This is a genomic window from Pseudomonas sp. S3_E10, assembly GCF_054667615.1.
Genome location: NZ_CP162743.1, coordinates 4,788,149 through 4,805,382, shown reverse-complemented (window position 1 = coordinate 4,805,382; position 17,234 = coordinate 4,788,149). Strand labels below are relative to the sequence as shown.

Genomic DNA, 17,234 nt, shown 5'->3' with positions numbered 1-17,234 from the left:
GGCGTGCCAATACCCGCAAAGCCCCTGCGGCATGGGGCTCTGCGCGACTCGCACGAAAACAGGAGGGCTTTTTTGGGTCAGTGCCGATTAGTTTTCTGATCGATTTATCCGGAGCCGATCAGAATCCTAATCAGACTGTTCCCAGCGTTTCATTTTCTGCACCACGGTAGCTTGGCTCACCCCCAGTGCCTTGGCCGCAAGGCGCGTGGTCTTGTGCGCAAGCAACGCGGCACGAATCGCACTGCGCTCGGCATTTTCCAACACCTTGCGCAGCGGCAAGCCTGCGTCCGGGGTGCTGGGTGGATTGAGGTCGAGGATCTCTTCCGGCATATCGAGCGGCTCGACAGTCCCGGTCTGATTGGTCACCACCAACCGCTCGACAAGGTTGATCAACTCGCGGATGTTGCCGGGCCAGTCGTAGTCGCACATCAAGTCTAGGGCCTCGAGACTCCATTGGACTTGGCGTTCGTAACGAGCATTGAACCGGTCGAGGTAGTAATGCAGCAGCGGCGCGATTTCCTCCCGACGTTCACGCAGTGCCGGAATGTGGATCGGCACCACGTTGAGCCGGTAATACAAGTCCGCCCGAAAACGCCCCTGCGCCACCTGCTGTTTGAGGTCATGGTGGGTGGCGCTGATGATGCGTACATCGACCTCCTTCAGCTCCAGGCCCCCAACAGGAATGAAGCGGTTCTCTTCGATCACCTTGAGCAACTTGACCTGCACCGGCAATGGCAAATCACCTATCTCGTCTAGAAACAATGTGCCGTGATGCGCCAGCTCCAGTAGGCCACGCTTGCCTTTTGGACCTGCGCCGGTGAACGCTCCGGGAGCGTAGCCAAACAGCTCGGCTTCGATCAGGTTCTCGGGCAGCGCACCGCAGTTGAGCGCGAGAAAGGGTTCGCTGGCACGCGGGCTGGCGTTGTGAATGAATTGCGCAACGAGGGTCTTGCCGACGCCGGTTTCACCTTGGAGCAACACCTTGACCGAGCTGCTGGCAACCTGGCGGGCCAGCGAGAGAACGCGACCGGACATTTCCTGATTGGCCATCAGGGGAGAAAGCAGGAGGTTGTCTCGTTGGCCGGCATGAAGTTTGGCGGTGCTGTTGCGCAGTTGTTTAAGCTGTTGCAGTTCATCACGCTCATGCTTCATGCGCAGCAGTTCCGTCATGTCGCGCACGGTACTGACCACGTACGAAATCCGCCTTCCAGCGTCAAGAATCGGCGTGGCGCTAACGAGCAATTTCTTGCCCTGGCTCAGGCTCTGCATGACCGACACCGGCCGCCCGCCCTGCAATACCCGCAAGGTGGCCGATTGCGAGATGACACCCTCCTTCACCAGCTCCTGCATGGATCGGCCGACGAGATCCGCACCGCTGAGCCCGGTCAGACGTTCATAGGCTTGATTGACCTTCAGCGTCTTGCCGTCGCCATCCGTAATGTAGACGCCGTCATGTAAAGCGTTGAGCAGTTCTTCGAAACTGGTGTCGTTGAGATTCACCGGGGTCCGTTCCTTCGAGTGGGCGCTGCTTTCAGAAGAGTTTTTTGGGTGGGCCCGCTATTCGCTAACCTCTGGAGAGGCGTACGCTCACCGTGCACAGCTAGCTTTCAGTTTGACAGCAAGTAGCTAAGTAGACAGTGGACGAATGCGGTGCCAAATTCGGAGCCAACTACACTTACACGCAGCGCTACCAAGATCCAAGATATCCGTGGGTGTAATTGTGGGGGTATTTTTCAAGCATGAAAAAGCCCAACCGTTACCGATTGGGCTAAGTCATTGAATAATATGGTCGGGACGGAGTGATTCGAACACTCGACCCCTAGCACCCCATGGGTTTAAGAGCGGTTCGTCGGGCAACCTGGCGACACGTAAAAACGCTGATTAGTCTATATAAAACATAGGCTTAGGTGATTTTTTGATGTGCAGTGAAGAAGATCAACTTGCGCATCGCACACCTCCGATCGACAGACACAGATGCGAACTGAACGGCCACAGAAGGTGGGCGAAAAGCACATCTGCCATCAGCGTTTATACGACGGTGCTGCCAGGGGTTCCAGCGAACCAACATTGAGTTACAAAATTGGTGACGGGCGCTACAAATTCAGTGTGAGATCGCTCACACCTTCAACGTCAACCCGCCCCCAGCACCCGCGTCAAGGGTTACGCAATAGCCATGTACGTCTTCTACCTTGGCCTGATTGGGTAATTTCAGCCAATCAATGACTTCCTTGTCGAGGCCCCTTATGTCGCTTACTCACACCGCCTGCGTCTTCCTGTATTTCCTGTTGCTCGGCACTGTCTGGCCCAGCCACGCCAGAGACCTGGCCGAGGGACTTACGGAACAGTCACCTTCCGTGGCACTTGAAAATAAGAACCAACGGTACCCGCAATGGACCGGCATCGGCTCACTGAAAAACGCCTTAGGCCAGACCTGCAATGCCGTTCTGCTCGACACGCTCAATCGCCAGGGTAAGGCCGTCGGCCCGGCTTATGTGCTGACCGCCGGGCATTGTGTGTTCTACAGCTACGGTACGGCGCGCGTGCGCCAGGCATTCACCGCCGAGGTGACCTTCAATTACTTTCATGACACGCCCGAACAGCGCGCCACTTACGCCGTCAAGACAGCACATTGGAGCAGCATGGCGGGCACTGACCTGGCCGTGCTCGAACTGGATACATCTCTGGGCGTGCTGGTGGCCGGTGCGATCATGCCACTCAAGCTGGCCTCCCAGCGGCAGACGTCGAATCGAGAAGTGATCAACGTGGGAGCGCCGACCGGTTTTCTGAAAAAGGGCCTGCGCATGAGCGCCTGCGTGGAGTCGACCCTCAACAGTTTTGCCGAGCATCCTGGCGTGTTCCCCAGCGCCTTGCGCAACCGCTGCAACGGTCTGCGCCCAGGCAGCTCCGGCAGTCCGATGCTGGACCGGAACACCAATGAAATCACCAGCATCATCAGCAAGGTCGCGTCTGCCATTCAGAAAGACATTCTCAACAGTTGCCAGAACAACTCTGCATGCGAAGCCGCGAAATTCAACTACAGCTATCCCGCCAACGACTTGTACTACTGCTTTGTAGACGGTGTTTTCCGTAACGACACCCCGACCTGCCAGCTCAAGGCGGTTGACATCACGCTGGACGAGCCGTGGAACCTGAAACCCTATGTGCATTTACAACGTGACGACGCCGACCAGGTTACCCGTCCGACCTGGAACCTGAGGTTTTCGATCCAGGAACCGTTCTACCGATTCAAGGCCGTGAATGACGTCAGTGAGTGCGCACGCACGCAGGGCTACCAAGTGGCTGCCGCCTCTGACGAGGCCTATATCAACCAGCCCATTGGACCAGTGCTGGGGCCGCATGTGCTATGCATACTCGGGGTGCAAAAGGCCGAGCAGCCGCTGACCGAAGCGCTGCTGCGCAATGTGTTCACCCATTCGGTGTTCCTGACCAACCCGGCACCTGCACCACAGCTCAAGCACCGCTATCACATCGCCTGGGAAACCCAGCACAACGGTTTTAGCCAGCATTACTACTACAGCGTGAACGCGTCGATCAGCGCCACCTGTGGCGATATTGACGACGATCGCTACGCCCTGGCCATGGACGGCATTTTCCTTGATATAGCAGAGCTGCCAATCGCGCTATGCAGCTATGCACGCAACAACGCTGGGCAACCGTCCGCCATCCGCACAGACGTGATCACAGGCGCAACGGTTCGCTCGCAGCGTCAGGCCAGGTGAGGCAGCGAGATGTTTTAAGCAAATGTTGATGACTCAAGTCAGCGCAATCGAGGGCAATGCCCGAAAGGCACGACTTGAGCGGGATCACTTGGGCTCTCCCCCGCCGAACCACAGCGGGGGCGACCCGGTTACCATTGGCCAGAGAGCCAACAGGTTGCCGCTTCAATCATGCTGAAGTGGTACCACGGCTGAGAATCCTGGCAACTGGTGGCGAACGACGCATGCACGCTTGAAGTCGCTAACAGGCAGGCTGCAGCCGTCATATAGACGTATTTTTTATTCTCATCTTCACTCCCCTTCCCATCGTTAATACATTGGCTTGCGCTTCAAACTCTAATAGTGGGCTTGAGCGAGGATCAATTAGGGCAGGTGTGCTAATGGAGTATCGACATGCCCGGGACAACGCCTATCAACTTCACGCCAGCCATTTCAGGGGAGTGTCCTGCAGCACTGGGCAATCATGCACGCAGCCTTACCACAGCAATATGTTCGCTGTGCCCAGCCGTCGTCAGCGCAGATAACGCTTATCGAACCAGAACCGCTCTAGCATCTCGCTCAGGTGTGTCTGCGCCTGTGGATGAGCGGCATTGATCAGATAGTTAGTCGCGTGCGGCAGCAACGCAGACGGCACTGGCAGGAGCAACTCCACGCCCTCATCCAACCAACGGTTGCCGACCGACTGCGAAGTCGGTTCATTGGCCTGCCAGCCCACCGGCAACGCCGGCGGTGCGCCCATCAACGCCTCCGGCGCCACATCCATGCGTCAGACGCACGACCCGCTCTGACTCGGCCTCGCTAAAGCGTGCATTGCTGCTCAACCGGCGTCGGATGGTGCTCTCCGGCGCCACCAGTGACAGCGACAGCTTCAGCTTGCTGGCGACGCGCTTGTAGCTGTGGGTGGAAATGCCCGCAACCACGATACGCAAGGCATCGGACTCCGATGCGAACTGAATATCCAACAAACGCGAAACGCGCCATTCGCCCGAACACGGACTCGTCAGAGACGTGGGACTGAACTGCCGTGCTCATAGACATGCCCACCATTTGATCAAATTTATACGTCAAATGGCGCCAGGTTTGCAATGACCAGACAAGGTCACGGAGGCGCGAAAACCTCGGGCCCACAACAGCCCACGGTGCGGTAGGGGTTTTAGTAGGGTTTTTTTCGCAGACATGAAAAAGCCCAACCGGTGAAAATTGGGCTAAGTCATTGAATAATATGGTCGGGACGGAGTGATTCGAACACTCGACCCCTAGCACCCCATGCTAGTGCGCTACCGGACTGCGCTACGCCCCGACTAGGCGTGTTACTGGGTTTGCTTCGCAACGAAGCGATCAGGAATATACCGCAAGCTTTTGAAATGTGGAAGTATTTTAAAAGCCTGAATCACTTCTTCAAAACCACCAGCACATCTTCGAGTTCGGAGATCATCTGGCGAATCAGTTGCTTGTACTGGGTGGTGTCATCTTTGGCTTCATCGCCGGACATACGCTGGCGTGCGCCGCTGATGGTGAAACCCTGGTCGTACAGCAATGCACGGATCTGTCGGATCATCAGCACATCCTGGCGCTGATAATACCGACGGTTCCCGGTACGTTTGACGGGGTTGAGTTGAGGAAACTCCTGCTCCCAATAGCGCAGCACGTGCGGCTTTACCGCACATAGCTCGCTGACTTCACCGATGGTGAAGTAGCGTTTGCCTGGGATGACGGGTAGCTCGTCGTTATGACTTGGTTCCAGCATAAGCCTCAACTCGGGCCTTCAACTTCTGCCCTGGACGAAAGGTGACCACACGGCGGGCCGTGATCGGGATTTCTTCTCCCGTTTTTGGATTGCGGCCAGGCCGCTGGCGTTTGTCCCGCAGGTCAAAATTGCCGAAACCGGACAATTTGACCTGTTCGTTGTCTTCCAGAGCGTGTCTGATTTCTTCAAAAAACAGCTCGACCAATTCCTTGGCCTCGCGCTTGTTCAGACCCAACTCTTCGTACAGACGTTCCGCCATCTCAGCTTTCGTCAAAGCCCCCATACGTCACTTCCTTAACGTGGCGTTCAACCTTTGTTCGAGCGAGGTGAGGATATTTTGTGTCGTGGTATTCACCTCATCGTCATTAAGAGTGCGCGATGGATGCTGCCAGGTCAAGCCAACTGCGAGGCTTTTTCTATGCGGATCAATGCCTTTACCCTGATAGACGTCAAATAGCCTGAGGTCTGTCAGCCATTCCCCTGCATTTTCACGGATTACATCCAGAACGGCAGTTGCGGCGACTTCGCTGTCGGCGATCAGGGCCAGGTCGCGACGCACTTCAGGGAAGCGCGACAACTCGCTGAATTTCGGCATCTTGCCCGACGCCACTTCAGCCAATACCAGTTCGAAAACGAAGACCGGGCGATCAAGACCAAGGGTTTTCGACAATTCAGGATGGATCGCACCCACGAAGCCCACCAGGCGACCTTCACGTTCTATACGTGCAGTCTGGCCCGGATGCAGTGCGGGGTGGCTACCCCGAATAAAGGTGAAGGCATCCAATGCGCCGGCGAAGCCCAGCACCGCTTCAACGTCAGCCTTGACGTCAAAGAAGTCCACAGCGTCGCGGCCCTGTGCCCAGCCTTCCGGCAGACGGCTGCCACACACCACGCCAGCCAGCATCGGCTCTTGCTTCAGGCCGTCCAACTGACCGACGAAACGCAGGCCGCTTTCGAACATGCGTACACGATCTTGCTGACGGTTCAGGTTATGGGACAGCGCCTTCACCAGGCCCGGCCACAGCGACGAACGCATGGCGGCCATGTCGTTGGAGATCGGGTTGGCCAGCAGCAGTGGCTCGACGCCTGGGCTGAACAGTTCGAACTGCTTAGGATCGATGAAGCTGTAGGTCACCGCTTCCTGGTAACCACGAGCCACCAACAGGCGACGCAACTCAGGCAAATGCGCACGCGCCTCGGCCTTGGGTTGCGGTGCCAGGCGCGCTTGCGGATAACGAACCGGCAGGCGGTTGTAGCCGTACAAACGGGCCAGCTCTTCGATCAAATCGACTTCCAGGCTGATATCGAAGCGATGGCTTGGCACTTCGACCTGCCACTGCCCTTCCCCGCCCGCAGAAATGCCAAGGCCGAGGGCCGACAACAATTGCTCGATTTCGGCCGGCTCAATCACCAGACCCAACATTTGCTCAACGCTCTTGGCGCGCAAAGTGATCGGTGCTACAGACGGCAGGTACTGTTCGCTGACGGTTTCGGTGATCGGGCCAGCTTCGCCACCGGTGATTTCCAGCAGCAGACCAGTGGCGCGCTCCATGGCTTCACGGGCCAGCTTCCAGTCCACGCCACGCTCGTAGCGGTGCGATGCATCGGTGTGCAGGCCATAGGAACGGGCCTTGCCAGCGATGGCGATCTGGTCGAAAAATGCGCTTTCAAGGAACACGTCACGGGTGGTTGCGGACACACCGCTGTGCTCGCCACCCATCACGCCGGCAATCGCCAAGGCACGGGAGTGGTCGGCGATGACCAAGGTGTCAGCACGCAGGCTGACTTCCTGACCGTCAAGCAGCACCAGCTTCTCGCCTTCTTCGGCCATGCGTACGCGGATGCCACCGTTGATTTCGGCAAGATCGAACGCATGCAGCGGTTGGCCCAGCTCCAACATGACGTAGTTGGTGATATCTACGGCAGCATCGATGCTGCGCACGTCCGCGCGACGCAGACGCTCGACCATCCACAGCGGAGTTGGCTTGGACAAATCAACGTTACGGATCACACGCCCGAGATAACGTGGGCAGGCGTTTGGTGCCAGCACTTCAATCGGACGCACTTCGTCGTGCACAGCAGCTACGCTGGCAACCACCGGACGGGTCACCGGAGCGTTGTACAGCGCGCCCACTTCACGGGCAAGGCCAGCCAGCGACAAGCAATCGCCGCGGTTAGGGGTCAGGTCGACCTCGATGCTGGCATCTTCCAGCTCCAGGTAAACGCGGATGTCCTGGCCCACCGGCGCGTCGCCCGGCAGTTCCATCAGCCCATCATTCCCTTCGCCTACCTGCAACTCCGCTTGGGAGCACAGCATGCCGTTGGATTCGACGCCACGCAGCTTAGCCTTCTTGATCTTGAAGTCGCCCGGCAGTTCAGCACCGATCATGGCAAACGGAATCTTCAGGCCCGGGCGCACGTTGGGCGCTCCGCACACGACCTGGAAGGTTTGCGCGCCATTGCTGACCTGGCATACGCGCAATTTATCGGCGTCCGGGTGCTGCTCGGTGCTCAGCACTTCGCCCACGACCACGCCACTGAAAACACCGGCGGCCGGTGTAACACTATCGACCTCAAGGCCGGCCATCGACAGACGCGCAACCAGCGCGTCGCGATCCACCTGCGGGCTTACCCAGCCGCGCAGCCATTGTTCACTGAATTTCATCCTGCTCTCCTAAAGATTCGTTACGACTAGCGAAATTGCGCGAGGAACCGCAAGTCGTTGTCGAAGAACAGACGCAAGTCGTTCACGCCGTAACGCAGCATGGCCAGACGCTCAACGCCCATGCCGAAGGCAAAGCCCGAGAACTCTTCCGGATCGATACCGGACATACGCAGCACGTTAGGGTGAACCATCCCGCAACCCATCACTTCCAGCCAGCCGGTCTGCTTGCAGACACGGCAGCCTTTGCCGCTGCACATTACGCATTCCATGTCGACTTCAGCGGACGGTTCGGTGAACGGAAAGAACGAGGGACGGAAACGTACCGCCAGTTCTTTCTCGAAGAACACCCGCAGGAACTCTTCGATGGTGCCCTTGAGATCAGCGAAATTGATATCGCGATCAACGAGCAAGCCTTCGACCTGGTGGAACATTGGCGAGTGGGTGATATCGGAGTCGCTACGATACACGCGGCCTGGGCAGACGATGCGGATCGGCGGTTTGTTCGCTTCCATGGTGCGCACTTGTACCGGCGAGGTATGGGTGCGCAGCAACATGTTCGCGTTGAAATAGAAGGTGTCGTGCATCGACCGGGCCGGGTGATGGCCTGGGATGTTGAGCGCCTCGAAGTTGTGATAGTCGTCTTCGACCTCAGGACCTTCGGCAATGCCGTAGCCGATATGGGTGAAGAACTGCTCGATACGTTCCAGAGTCCGGGTAATCGGGTGCAGACCGCCTGAGGCCTGACCACGGCCAGGCAGGGTGACATCAATGGATTCGGCGGCGAGTTTGGCCGCAAGGTCGGCCTCCTCCAGCGACGCCTTGCGCGCATTGAGAACCTCTGTGACACGCTCCTTGGCAACGTTGATCAGCGCACCAACTTGCGGACGCTCTTCAGCCGGCAAATTCCCCAGGGTCTTCATCACCTGAGTCAATTCACCTTTTTTGCCAAGGTAGTGAACCCGGATTTGCTCCAGGGCATTGATATCTTCAGCGCTATGCACAGCCTCAAGAGCTTGGGCAACGAGCGCGTCCAGGTTTTCCATGTACAGACTCCAGATACAAAATAGGGGAAGAGCTTGAAGGCTCTTCCCCTATTTATGACGTTTACCACCTTGGGGTACAGGAGTAACCCAAGGTGACTGTCGGGGGTACTTAAGCCAAGGAGGCTTTAGCTTTCTCGACAATCGCAGCAAACACCGCTTTTTCGTTCACGGCCAGTTCAGCCAGAACCTTACGGTCGATTTCGATGGACGCTTTTTTCAGGCCAGCGATGAAACGGCTGTAGGACAGACCGTTAACACGTGCACCAGCGTTGATACGAGCGATCCACAGAGCGCGGAACTGACGTTTTTTCTGACGACGGTCACGGTAGGCGTATTGGCCAGCCTTGATTACCGCTTGCTTGGCAACACGGAATACGCGTGAACGCGCGCCGTAGTAGCCTTTAGCAAGTTTCAGAATTTTTTTGTGACGCTTACGGGCAATGACGCCACGCTTTACACGAGCCATGAGTTACTTCCTCTATTCTTGATCCAAAAATTAACGAAGGCGCAGCATGCGCTCGACTTTTGCCACGTCAGACGGATGCAGCAAGCTGCTACCGCGCAGTTGACGCTTACGCTTGGTCGACATTTTGGTCAGGATGTGGCTCTTGAAAGCGTGCTTGTGCTTGATACCGTTAGCAGTTTTCAGAAACCGCTTAGCAGCACCACTTTTAGTCTTCATCTTTGGCATGTTCGGATACTCCGCATTCAGTTGATAAACATAATCAGAAGGCCTGCCGTGCCCTGTTGATTACTTCTTCTTTTTCGGGGCGATGACCATGATCAGTTGGCGTCCTTCCATCTTAGGATGCTGTTCGACCGAACCGTACTCGAGCAGGTCAGCTTCAACCCGCTTGAGGAGTTCCATCCCCAGCTCCTGGTGGGCCATCTCACGGCCGCGGAATCGCAAGGATACCTTGGCCCTGTCCCCATCACTCAGGAAACGTACCAGGTTGCGCAGTTTTACCTGGTAATCCCCTTCCTCCGTCCCTGGACGAAACTTGATTTCTTTTACTTGAATCTGCTTCTGGTTCTTCTTCGCCGCAGCAATCTGCTTCTTCTTTTCGAAGATCGACTTGCCGTAGTCCATCACCCGGCAAACAGGCGGGACTGCGTCGGCGGAGATTTCCACCAGGTCCAATTTGGACTCTTCAGCGATACGAAGCGCTTCATCAATCGAGACGATGCCAATCTGCTCGCCGTCAGCGCCAATTAACCGAACCTCGCGTGCCGAGATATTCTCGTTGATCGGGGCTTTCGGTGCAGCTCGTTTATCTTGTCTCATTTCACGCTTAATAATAATTACTCCGAATCTGGGCGACCACGCCGGGAAACCGCTTGCGCGAGGAACTCAGCGAACTGGGCGACGGGCATCGAGCCCAGGTCAGCACCTTCACGAGTACGCACAGCGACAGTCTGCATCTCGACTTCCCGATCTCCGATAACCAAAAGATAGGGAACCTTGAGCAAAGTATGCTCGCGGATTTTAAAGCCGATCTTTTCATTTCTCAAGTCGGACTTGGCACGAAATCCGCTTTCGTTGAGAGTTTTTTCAACCTCAGCGGCAAAATCTGCCTGTTTATCAGTGATATTCATGATCACTGCCTGGGTCGGAGCCAGCCACGCAGGGAATGCACCCTCGTAGTGCTCGATCAGGATACCGACGAACCGTTCGAACGAGCCAAGGATCGCCCGGTGCAGCATAACCGGGTGTTTACGGCTGTTGTCTTCGGAGACATATTCGGCTCCCAGACGGATCGGCAGGTTAAAATCGAGCTGCAGGGTACCACACTGCCAGACGCGGCCAAGGCAATCTTTCAGCGAGAACTCGATCTTGGGACCATAGAAGGCGCCCTCGCCCGGCTGTAGGTCGTACGCAAGCCCCGCGCTGTCCAGCGCAGCGGCCAAGGCCGCCTCGGCGCGATCCCACAGCTCGTCGGAGCCGACGCGTTTTTCCGGACGAGTGGACAGTTTCATTTCGACTTCGGTAAAACCGAAATCGCGATAAACGTCCATGGTCAGCTTGATGAACGCGGCGGACTCGGCCTGCATCTGCTCTTCGGTGCAGAAGATATGCGCATCGTCCTGGGTGAAGCCGCGCACGCGCATGATGCCGTGCAGCGCACCGGATGGCTCATTACGGTGGCAAGCACCGAACTCGGCAAGGCGCATCGGCAACTCGCGGTAGCTCTTCAGGCCTTGATTGAACACCTGCACGTGGCAAGGGCAGTTCATCGGCTTGATGGCGTAATCGCGGTTTTCCGACTGGGTGGTGAACATGTTGTCGGCGTAGTTGGCCCAATGCCCGGATTTCTCCCACAGGCTGCGGTCAACGACCTGTGGAGTCTTGATCTCCAGGTAGCCATTTTCGCGCTGTACCTTGCGCATGTACTGCTCAAGCACTTGGTAAAGAGTCCAGCCGTTGGGGTGCCAAAACACCATGCCCGGCGCTTCTTCCTGGAGGTGGAACAGGTTCAGGCGCTTGCCGATCTTGCGGTGGTCGCGTTTTTCGGCTTCTTCAATGCGCTGGATGTAGGCGGCCAGCTGTTTCTTGTCAGCCCAGGCGGTGCCGTAGATACGTTGCAATTGCTCGTTCTTCGCGTCGCCGCGCCAGTAGGCACCGGACAGCTTGGTCAGCTTGAACGACTTGAGGAAGCGCGTATTCGGCACATGCGGGCCACGGCACATGTCGACATATTCTTCGTGGTAGTACAGACCCATGGCCTGCTCATCCGGCATGTCTTCCACCAGACGCAGCTTGTAGTCCTCGCCACGGGCGGTGAACACGTCGATCACTTCGGCGCGCGGGGTGACTTTCTTGATGACGTCGTAATCTTTTTCGATCAGCGCATGCATGCGCTGCTCGATGGCGGCCAGGTCGTCCGGCGTAAAAGGACGCTCGTAGGCGATGTCGTAATAGAAGCCTTCTTCAACAACCGGGCCGATCACCATCTTCGCGGTCGGGTACAACTGCTTGACCGCATGGCCAATCAGGTGCGCGCAAGAGTGGCGAATGATCTCCAGCCCCTCTTGATCCTTGGGCGTGATGATTTGCAGGCTGGCGTCGGCGGTGATCAGGTCACTGGCATCGACCAGCTTGCCGTCGACCTTGCCGGCCACGGTGGCCTTGGCCAGGCCGGCACCAATGGATGCGGCGACCTCGGCTACGGAAACCGCATGATCGAATGAACGTTGACTGCCATCGGGAAGAGTAATAGTTGGCATGGCGCCTCCTCTCCTAGTGGTGACCCCTACCAAAGGTCACGTGGGTTGGGATGAGCCAGTACAAGATCCAATACCAGGCCGTTCAAGGATGAACGCCTGCCTTACAGCGGCAGGAGCCTTTCGGCCAACCGATAATCGAACCAGAGTGACTGGAGTGAGCTAAAAAAGAACATGGCAAGGCGGCAAATGGCGCGCCCGTAAGAGCCAGGGCGACGATGCTAGCACAGATGGACGGTCATCGCGCCGGCCCGCCTTCGGGTAAAGACAAAATAGCGGCAAAAATGAACTTGGGCTGTACGCAAGGCCTCAAACCCACTGAGAATCGCCGTTCGTCCTCGACCCAAAGGAGCATCCTCATGATGCGTTTTACCTCTACCCTCGCTCTAGCCGCTTCCCTGACCCTCCTTTCCCTCGGCGCACAAGCTGCGGCCCCGTCGAACTGGCCTGCCGGTGCCCGCGACAGCTTCGTCAGCGATTGCAGTGCCGCCGCCAGCCAGAACGTGGACGTCAAAACCGCCAAAGCCCATTGCGAATGCGGCGCCGACAAGATCAACGCGGAATTGAGCACTGCCGAAATCAAGGAACTCATGACCAACCAGAACGCCAGCCCGCAGCTCAAAAACAAAGCAGTCGCGGCTATTTCGTCCTGCAAAGTGGTGAAGAAAAAGTAACAACGCCCCATGACCAGCGGGATTTTGCGCAGTAAAAACAGCCAAAAAACTGCTATTTCTCACAAATTACGCAGCTTTTACGGCTTTTTTTACCAACTGATATTTCGTGCGAAAGCCCCGTAGATCGGGGCTTTCAGCCAACAAAGATGCCAAACGCAACGCTATTGATTAGCAAACAGTGCCTTGGGGGGGCTCCCAAGCCGAACATTTCGACTATGATAGCCCGGTGTGCCCAGTTGGCCTGAGCAGCACAGCACTACTGAAAATATATGTTTCTTGGAGATACACCATGTCTAATCGCCAAACCGGCACCGTTAAATGGTTCAACGATGAAAAAGGCTTCGGCTTCATCACTCCTCAAGGTGGCGGTGACGACCTGTTCGTACACTTCAAAGCTATCGAAAGCGACGGTTTCAAAAGCCTGAAAGAAGGCCAAACCGTTTCCTTCGTGGCTGAGAAAGGCCAAAAGGGTATGCAAGCTGCACAGGTTCGCCCAGAGTAATTTCTGCGCTGATCAAAAAAACCCCGTCCATGTGACGGGGTTTTTTATGGGTGCAAGAAAAGCCCGAGCTCGATCAGCCGCAGTTGACCCGCGTGATCACCAGATTGTCATCGGTATTGAGGTTAAGGCGGTCGGAACGGTATTCCAGCGTGATCATGTCGTTGGGCTTGAGGATCCGCGCATTCTGCGCACCGGCACGGGTACGGGCCTGTTCCAGCAACTGGGGCGAGGCTTTCTGGCCGATGGTGAATTCGGCGGCCTTCGACTCACAGCGGCTATGACCGGCATCGGTCACGGCGGCATCTTTGCCTGGCTCAGAGGCACCCGGGGTGCTGCAACCCGCCAACGCGAGTGCTGCCAACAAAGTACCGAATGATGCGAGCTTCCAAGGCATGAAGCCTCCTATGGTTAAAAATGGACAGAGATCGTGCGACAGCGGTATGGCGGATTGGTTTCAAGACGTAAACCGCCGATGGCCAAGTCTGCCTGAGTCTGCGCAGGCATTCGCCCGGTCAATCGTGACCGGATATGAACGTGATCAGTAGATATCGATATAGTCGAACGGCGGTTTTGGCCAATTCTGCTTGAGGGCGTTGAAAATCTGCATGACCCAGACTTCATCGCTGGCAGCCACATTACCGACATAGCCGGAGCCCTTGGCCCAGGTCTCCAGACGAAACAACAGCCCGTCGATATCAGTACCCCCCACTGTTCCGCAAGAGATGTAGGCAATACCCGCCTTGGTGACGCGCAATTGAGTATGTTGATCGTCGCTGGCACTGGCGAGCAGTTGACGCACGCTTTCCAGGGTCAGGTTCTCGGGGGTGTTCAAATCGATTTGCACGCGGTGTTCCCCGGCAATTAAACAGAAGGACAGTGTCGCATAGCGCCGGCCTCATTCGGAAACGCTTCATGCCTAAGTAGCAGTGCCAAACGCGGCGCAAAGTGCTTAACTGCGCCCGCTGGAACCGCGTTCCAGCGCATTGCCCAGTATTTCAAGCCCGTGAGATTTCCATGACCACCGTAACGCTCCAAGCCGACATCAAAGCCAAGTGGCCCCTGGGACAGAGTTCCTACAGCCCCGGCAGCCCAGAGGAATTGGCAATCATCGGCATCGACCTGCTGGTCAAGGAGCTGGGCACCCAAGCGGCCCAAGCCTTCATCGGCCAGGTATTCGAGAAATACCCAGCCGATCATATGGGCGTGGGCAGCGTCGAGCGCGAATAAACGCCGGGCGACGCGCGTCGACCGGCAAACGCTTTACTTCAGGCGCGCCAGGCGCTCGGTCAGCAGATCGAAGAAGCCTTGGGCATCGCCGCTTTCAACCCAGAACGCGTTCTTCGGCTGTTTCAGGCCGTCGTACCAATCGACGATGGTCTGACCGAAGGTCGGGCCTTCTCTGCTGTCTACCACCACGTTGACCTCGCGCCCGCTGAACAGCGAAGGCTTGAGCAGGTAGGCAACGACAGTGGCGTCGTGCACCGGGCCGCCAGGAATGCCGTAGTGCTCCATATCGCCTTTGACGTACTCATTGAGAATATCCCCAACGATCTTGCTCGCGTTGTTGTTGATCTCGGCGATCGTCTTCAAGCGCGCCTCGCTGGTCAGCACTTTGTGGGTCACGTCCAACGGCAGGTAAGTCAGCTTCACGCCACTCTTGAGCACAATCTCCGCCGCCACCGGGTCGGCAAACAGATTGAACTCCGCGACCGGCGTGATATTGCCGCCATTGAAGTGCGCGCCGCCCATCACCACCACTTCCTTGATGCCTTGGGTGATTTCCGGGTCCTGGGTCAATGCCAGCGCAAGGTTGGTCTGCGGGCCGAGCATGGCAATCGTGATGCTGTGAGGTTTGGCCGCACGAAGGGTCTTGATCAGGTAGTCAACGGCATTGCCGTCCGCCAGGCCTTTTTTTGGTTCATGCACGGTGACACCGGAAATGCCTTCCTTGCCGTGAATGTTCTCGGCATAGATCGGTTTGCGCAGTAGCGGCGCCGGAGCACCGGCGTACACCGGGATGTCCTCGCGCCCCGCCCACTCGCGGGCCAGACGCGCGTTACGGGAGGTCTTGTCCAGACGCACGTTGCCGGCGACGGTGGTCAATGCGCGAATGTTCAGCTCTTGCGGGGACGCCATGGCGAAGAGCAAGGCCACCACATCGTCGGCGCCTGGGTCGGTATCGATGATCAGATCGATTTTTTCCGCCGCATGGGCGCTTGCTGCTGTGAGCGCGGACAAAAGCAGGACACTCCGAAACAGATTTCTCAGGGTTGGGAGACCACGTTGCATAAAAACACTCCTTGTCGTTGGGGAACTCTAGAACGTGACGCCGGACACCAGCGCGATATTGCAATAAGGCTGGCATTCGCCGGTACGCACAACCGCACGTGCCTTTTGGCTCAGTTGCTTGAACGCCTCATGACTGACCAGGCGTCGTGCGCCAAGGGCGGCCTGTTCGGTCAGGGTGTTCAGCTCGGTCAGCGCCGGCGGCTGCTTGAGCAGGATTTCTTCGGCCAGTACATGGCTTTCCACCTGCATCTCGCTGAGCACGACGCGCAAGGTGCTGATGAAGTCGGGAATGCCCTGGGTCAGCGCCAGATCGATCAATTCAACACCCGGAGGGACCGGCAAGCCGGCATCGCCGATCACCAGGATGTCGCCGTGACCCAGGGATGCAATCACCCGCGACAGGGCGATATTGAGCAGAGGAGTCTTTTTCATGAGGGCACAAAACCTTGAACGTCATGCAGCGTGGGAATGGAGGGTTGCGCACCGGCGCGAGTAACCGACAGCGCTGCCGCAACCTGACCGAAACGAATGGCCTCGGCTTCGCTTTTACCGTCGGCCAACGCGGCAGCAAAACCACCGACGAACGTGTCGCCGGCGGCGGTGGTATCCACCGCCTTGACCTTGGGTGCCGCAAGATGCTCAAAGCCGTTGCCATCGGCAAACAAGGCGCCCTCACCGCCCAAGGTAATAATGACTTTACCCGCCCCCGCCTCGATCAGTTTTGTGGCAGCCAGCTTGGCGCTGTCGATGGAATCCACCGTCACGCCGCTGAGTGCGCTGGCTTCACTTTCGTTGGGAATCAGGTAGTCGACCGACGCGTACCATTCAGCCGGCAACGGACCACTGGCCGGCGCCGGATTCAGGATCACCACCTTGTTTAACTCACGGCCACGCCTGAGGGCATATCCGACGGTAGCCATCGGCACCTCAAGCTGGCAGATGATCACATCGCCAGCCTGCAACACCGCATCAGCGGCCTGCAATGACGCCGGGGTCAGCTCACCGTTGCTGCCGGCGACAATCACAATTGCGTTCTGGCTGCTGTCATCCACCACGATCAACGCCACGCCGCTGGAGCCATTCACGGTGCTCACGGCCTGGCAATCGATACCTTCCACCAGCAACGCGCCACGCAGCTCAGCGCCGTAGGCATCGGTGCCGACACAGCCAATCATCGCCACCTCGGCGCCCAATCGTGCCGAGGCCACGGCCTGGTTGGCGCCCTTGCCACCGGAAACGGTGGAGAATGTGCGGCCAATCAGGGTTTCACCGGCACGGGGCAGCCGACTGGCACGGGTGACCAGGTCCATATTCAGGCTGCCTACTACCACTACTTTTGCTGGCATACATCAGTA

General features: G+C 57.3%; 20 protein-coding genes and 1 tRNA gene. 4 read left to right on the top strand and 17 right to left on the bottom strand.

What is annotated here, in order from left to right; all coding sequences use genetic code 11:
* Nucleotides 1-126: 126 nt before the first annotated feature.
* Nucleotides 127-1,500, bottom strand: a complete 1,374-nt coding sequence (locus AB4N98_RS22085) for a sigma-54 interaction domain-containing protein (protein WP_460148914.1) — start codon at nucleotides 1,498-1,500, stop codon at nucleotides 127-129.
* A gap of 743 nt (nucleotides 1,501-2,243) precedes the next feature.
* Here AB4N98_RS22085 and AB4N98_RS22080 point away from each other — a divergent pair.
* Nucleotides 2,244-3,740 carry a trypsin-like serine peptidase gene (locus tag AB4N98_RS22080; protein ID WP_065877630.1) on the top strand — a complete coding sequence of 499 codons (1,497 nt, stop codon included), beginning with the start codon at nucleotides 2,244-2,246 and terminating at the stop codon, nucleotides 3,738-3,740.
* Between the two features lie 508 nt (nucleotides 3,741-4,248).
* Here the strand turns inward: AB4N98_RS22080 and AB4N98_RS22075 are convergent.
* The 11 genes from AB4N98_RS22075 to thrS all read right to left on the bottom strand — a co-directional run bounded on the left by AB4N98_RS22075 (nucleotide 4,249) and on the right by thrS (nucleotide 12,417).
* Nucleotides 4,249-4,500: an RES family NAD+ phosphorylase gene (locus AB4N98_RS22075; RefSeq protein WP_139113494.1), complete on the bottom strand. Its 252-nt coding sequence runs from the start codon at nucleotides 4,498-4,500 to the stop codon at nucleotides 4,249-4,251.
* On the bottom strand, nucleotides 4,433-4,666 hold the full coding sequence (locus AB4N98_RS22070; protein WP_175404198.1) for a hypothetical protein: 234 nt from the start codon (nucleotides 4,664-4,666) through the stop codon (nucleotides 4,433-4,435). Before AB4N98_RS22070 ends, AB4N98_RS22075 begins: the two co-directional genes overlap by 68 nt.
* Before the next feature lie 294 nt (nucleotides 4,667-4,960).
* Nucleotides 4,961-5,037: transfer RNA gene (locus AB4N98_RS22065), tRNA-Pro, on the bottom strand.
* A 90-nt stretch (nucleotides 5,038-5,127) separates the two neighbouring features.
* Nucleotides 5,128-5,484 carry a MerR family transcriptional regulator gene (locus AB4N98_RS22060; protein WP_003174972.1) on the bottom strand — a complete coding sequence of 119 codons (357 nt, stop codon included), beginning with the start codon at nucleotides 5,482-5,484 and terminating at the stop codon, nucleotides 5,128-5,130.
* Nucleotides 5,465-5,767: an integration host factor subunit alpha gene (ihfA, locus tag AB4N98_RS22055; protein ID WP_002553164.1), complete on the bottom strand. Its 303-nt coding sequence runs from the start codon at nucleotides 5,765-5,767 to the stop codon at nucleotides 5,465-5,467. Before ihfA ends, AB4N98_RS22060 begins: the two co-directional genes overlap by 20 nt.
* 3 nt (nucleotides 5,768-5,770) lie before the next feature.
* Nucleotides 5,771-8,149 (bottom strand): phenylalanine--tRNA ligase subunit beta, encoded by a 2,379-nt coding sequence (gene pheT / locus AB4N98_RS22050; protein WP_017528211.1) that lies wholly within the window; start codon nucleotides 8,147-8,149, stop codon nucleotides 5,771-5,773.
* 26 nt (nucleotides 8,150-8,175) lie between these two features.
* A complete protein-coding gene (pheS, locus tag AB4N98_RS22045; protein WP_003234250.1) occupies nucleotides 8,176-9,192 on the bottom strand; it encodes a phenylalanine--tRNA ligase subunit alpha in 1,017 nt (338 codons plus the stop codon).
* A 109-nt stretch (nucleotides 9,193-9,301) separates the two neighbouring features.
* Entirely contained in the window at nucleotides 9,302-9,658 is a 357-nt protein-coding gene (gene rplT, locus AB4N98_RS22040) for a 50S ribosomal protein L20 (RefSeq protein ID WP_005789679.1), read from the bottom strand.
* A gap of 30 nt (nucleotides 9,659-9,688) precedes the next feature.
* On the bottom strand, nucleotides 9,689-9,883 hold the full coding sequence (gene rpmI, locus AB4N98_RS22035; protein ID WP_002553160.1) for a 50S ribosomal protein L35: 195 nt from the start codon (nucleotides 9,881-9,883) through the stop codon (nucleotides 9,689-9,691).
* A 60-nt stretch (nucleotides 9,884-9,943) separates the two neighbouring features.
* Nucleotides 9,944-10,495 (bottom strand): translation initiation factor IF-3, encoded by a 552-nt coding sequence (gene infC, locus AB4N98_RS22030; RefSeq protein WP_169850653.1) that lies wholly within the window; start codon nucleotides 10,493-10,495, stop codon nucleotides 9,944-9,946.
* On the bottom strand, nucleotides 10,495-12,417 hold the full coding sequence (gene thrS, locus AB4N98_RS22025) for a threonine--tRNA ligase (protein WP_460148913.1): 1,923 nt from the start codon (nucleotides 12,415-12,417) through the stop codon (nucleotides 10,495-10,497). The genes infC and thrS overlap by 1 nt, the downstream gene beginning before the upstream one ends.
* Before the next feature lie 356 nt (nucleotides 12,418-12,773).
* Here thrS and AB4N98_RS22020 point away from each other — a divergent pair, with 356 nt between their 5' ends.
* Nucleotides 12,774-13,088 carry a hypothetical protein gene (locus AB4N98_RS22020; protein ID WP_017528208.1) on the top strand — a complete coding sequence of 105 codons (315 nt, stop codon included), beginning with the start codon at nucleotides 12,774-12,776 and terminating at the stop codon, nucleotides 13,086-13,088.
* 289 nt (nucleotides 13,089-13,377) lie between these two features.
* The gene (locus AB4N98_RS22015; protein WP_003179963.1) at nucleotides 13,378-13,590 is read left to right on the top strand and encodes a cold-shock protein; all 213 of its coding nucleotides are present in this window, start codon (nucleotides 13,378-13,380) and stop codon (nucleotides 13,588-13,590) included.
* Between the two features lie 73 nt (nucleotides 13,591-13,663).
* Here AB4N98_RS22015 and AB4N98_RS22010 read toward each other — a convergent pair whose 3' ends face one another.
* Nucleotides 13,664-13,984, bottom strand: coding sequence for an I78 family peptidase inhibitor (locus AB4N98_RS22010; protein WP_017528207.1), 321 nt, complete (start codon nucleotides 13,982-13,984; stop codon nucleotides 13,664-13,666).
* 144 nt (nucleotides 13,985-14,128) lie between these two features.
* The gene (locus tag AB4N98_RS22005; protein WP_017528206.1) at nucleotides 14,129-14,434 is read right to left on the bottom strand and encodes a hypothetical protein; all 306 of its coding nucleotides are present in this window, start codon (nucleotides 14,432-14,434) and stop codon (nucleotides 14,129-14,131) included.
* Nucleotides 14,435-14,604: 170 nt separating this feature from the next.
* On the opposite strand from AB4N98_RS22005, the gene AB4N98_RS22000 reads away from it, so the two are divergent.
* The gene (locus AB4N98_RS22000) at nucleotides 14,605-14,817 is read left to right on the top strand and encodes a hypothetical protein (protein WP_017528205.1); all 213 of its coding nucleotides are present in this window, start codon (nucleotides 14,605-14,607) and stop codon (nucleotides 14,815-14,817) included.
* Nucleotides 14,818-14,850: 33 nt separating this feature from the next.
* On the opposite strand, the gene AB4N98_RS21995 is transcribed toward AB4N98_RS22000, so the two are convergent.
* Genes AB4N98_RS21995 through rbsK form a run of 3 tightly spaced genes read right to left on the bottom strand, consistent with a single transcriptional unit; the run spans nucleotide 14,851 to nucleotide 17,225 of the window.
* Nucleotides 14,851-15,879, bottom strand: a complete 1,029-nt coding sequence (locus AB4N98_RS21995; RefSeq protein ID WP_065877636.1) for a nucleoside hydrolase — start codon at nucleotides 15,877-15,879, stop codon at nucleotides 14,851-14,853.
* A 27-nt stretch (nucleotides 15,880-15,906) separates the two neighbouring features.
* Entirely contained in the window at nucleotides 15,907-16,311 is a 405-nt protein-coding gene (gene rbsD, locus AB4N98_RS21990) for a D-ribose pyranase (RefSeq protein WP_017528203.1), read from the bottom strand.
* Entirely contained in the window at nucleotides 16,308-17,225 is a 918-nt protein-coding gene (rbsK, locus tag AB4N98_RS21985; RefSeq protein ID WP_116077732.1) for a ribokinase, read from the bottom strand. Before rbsK ends, rbsD begins: the two co-directional genes overlap by 4 nt.
* Nucleotides 17,226-17,234: the final 9 nt, after the last annotated feature.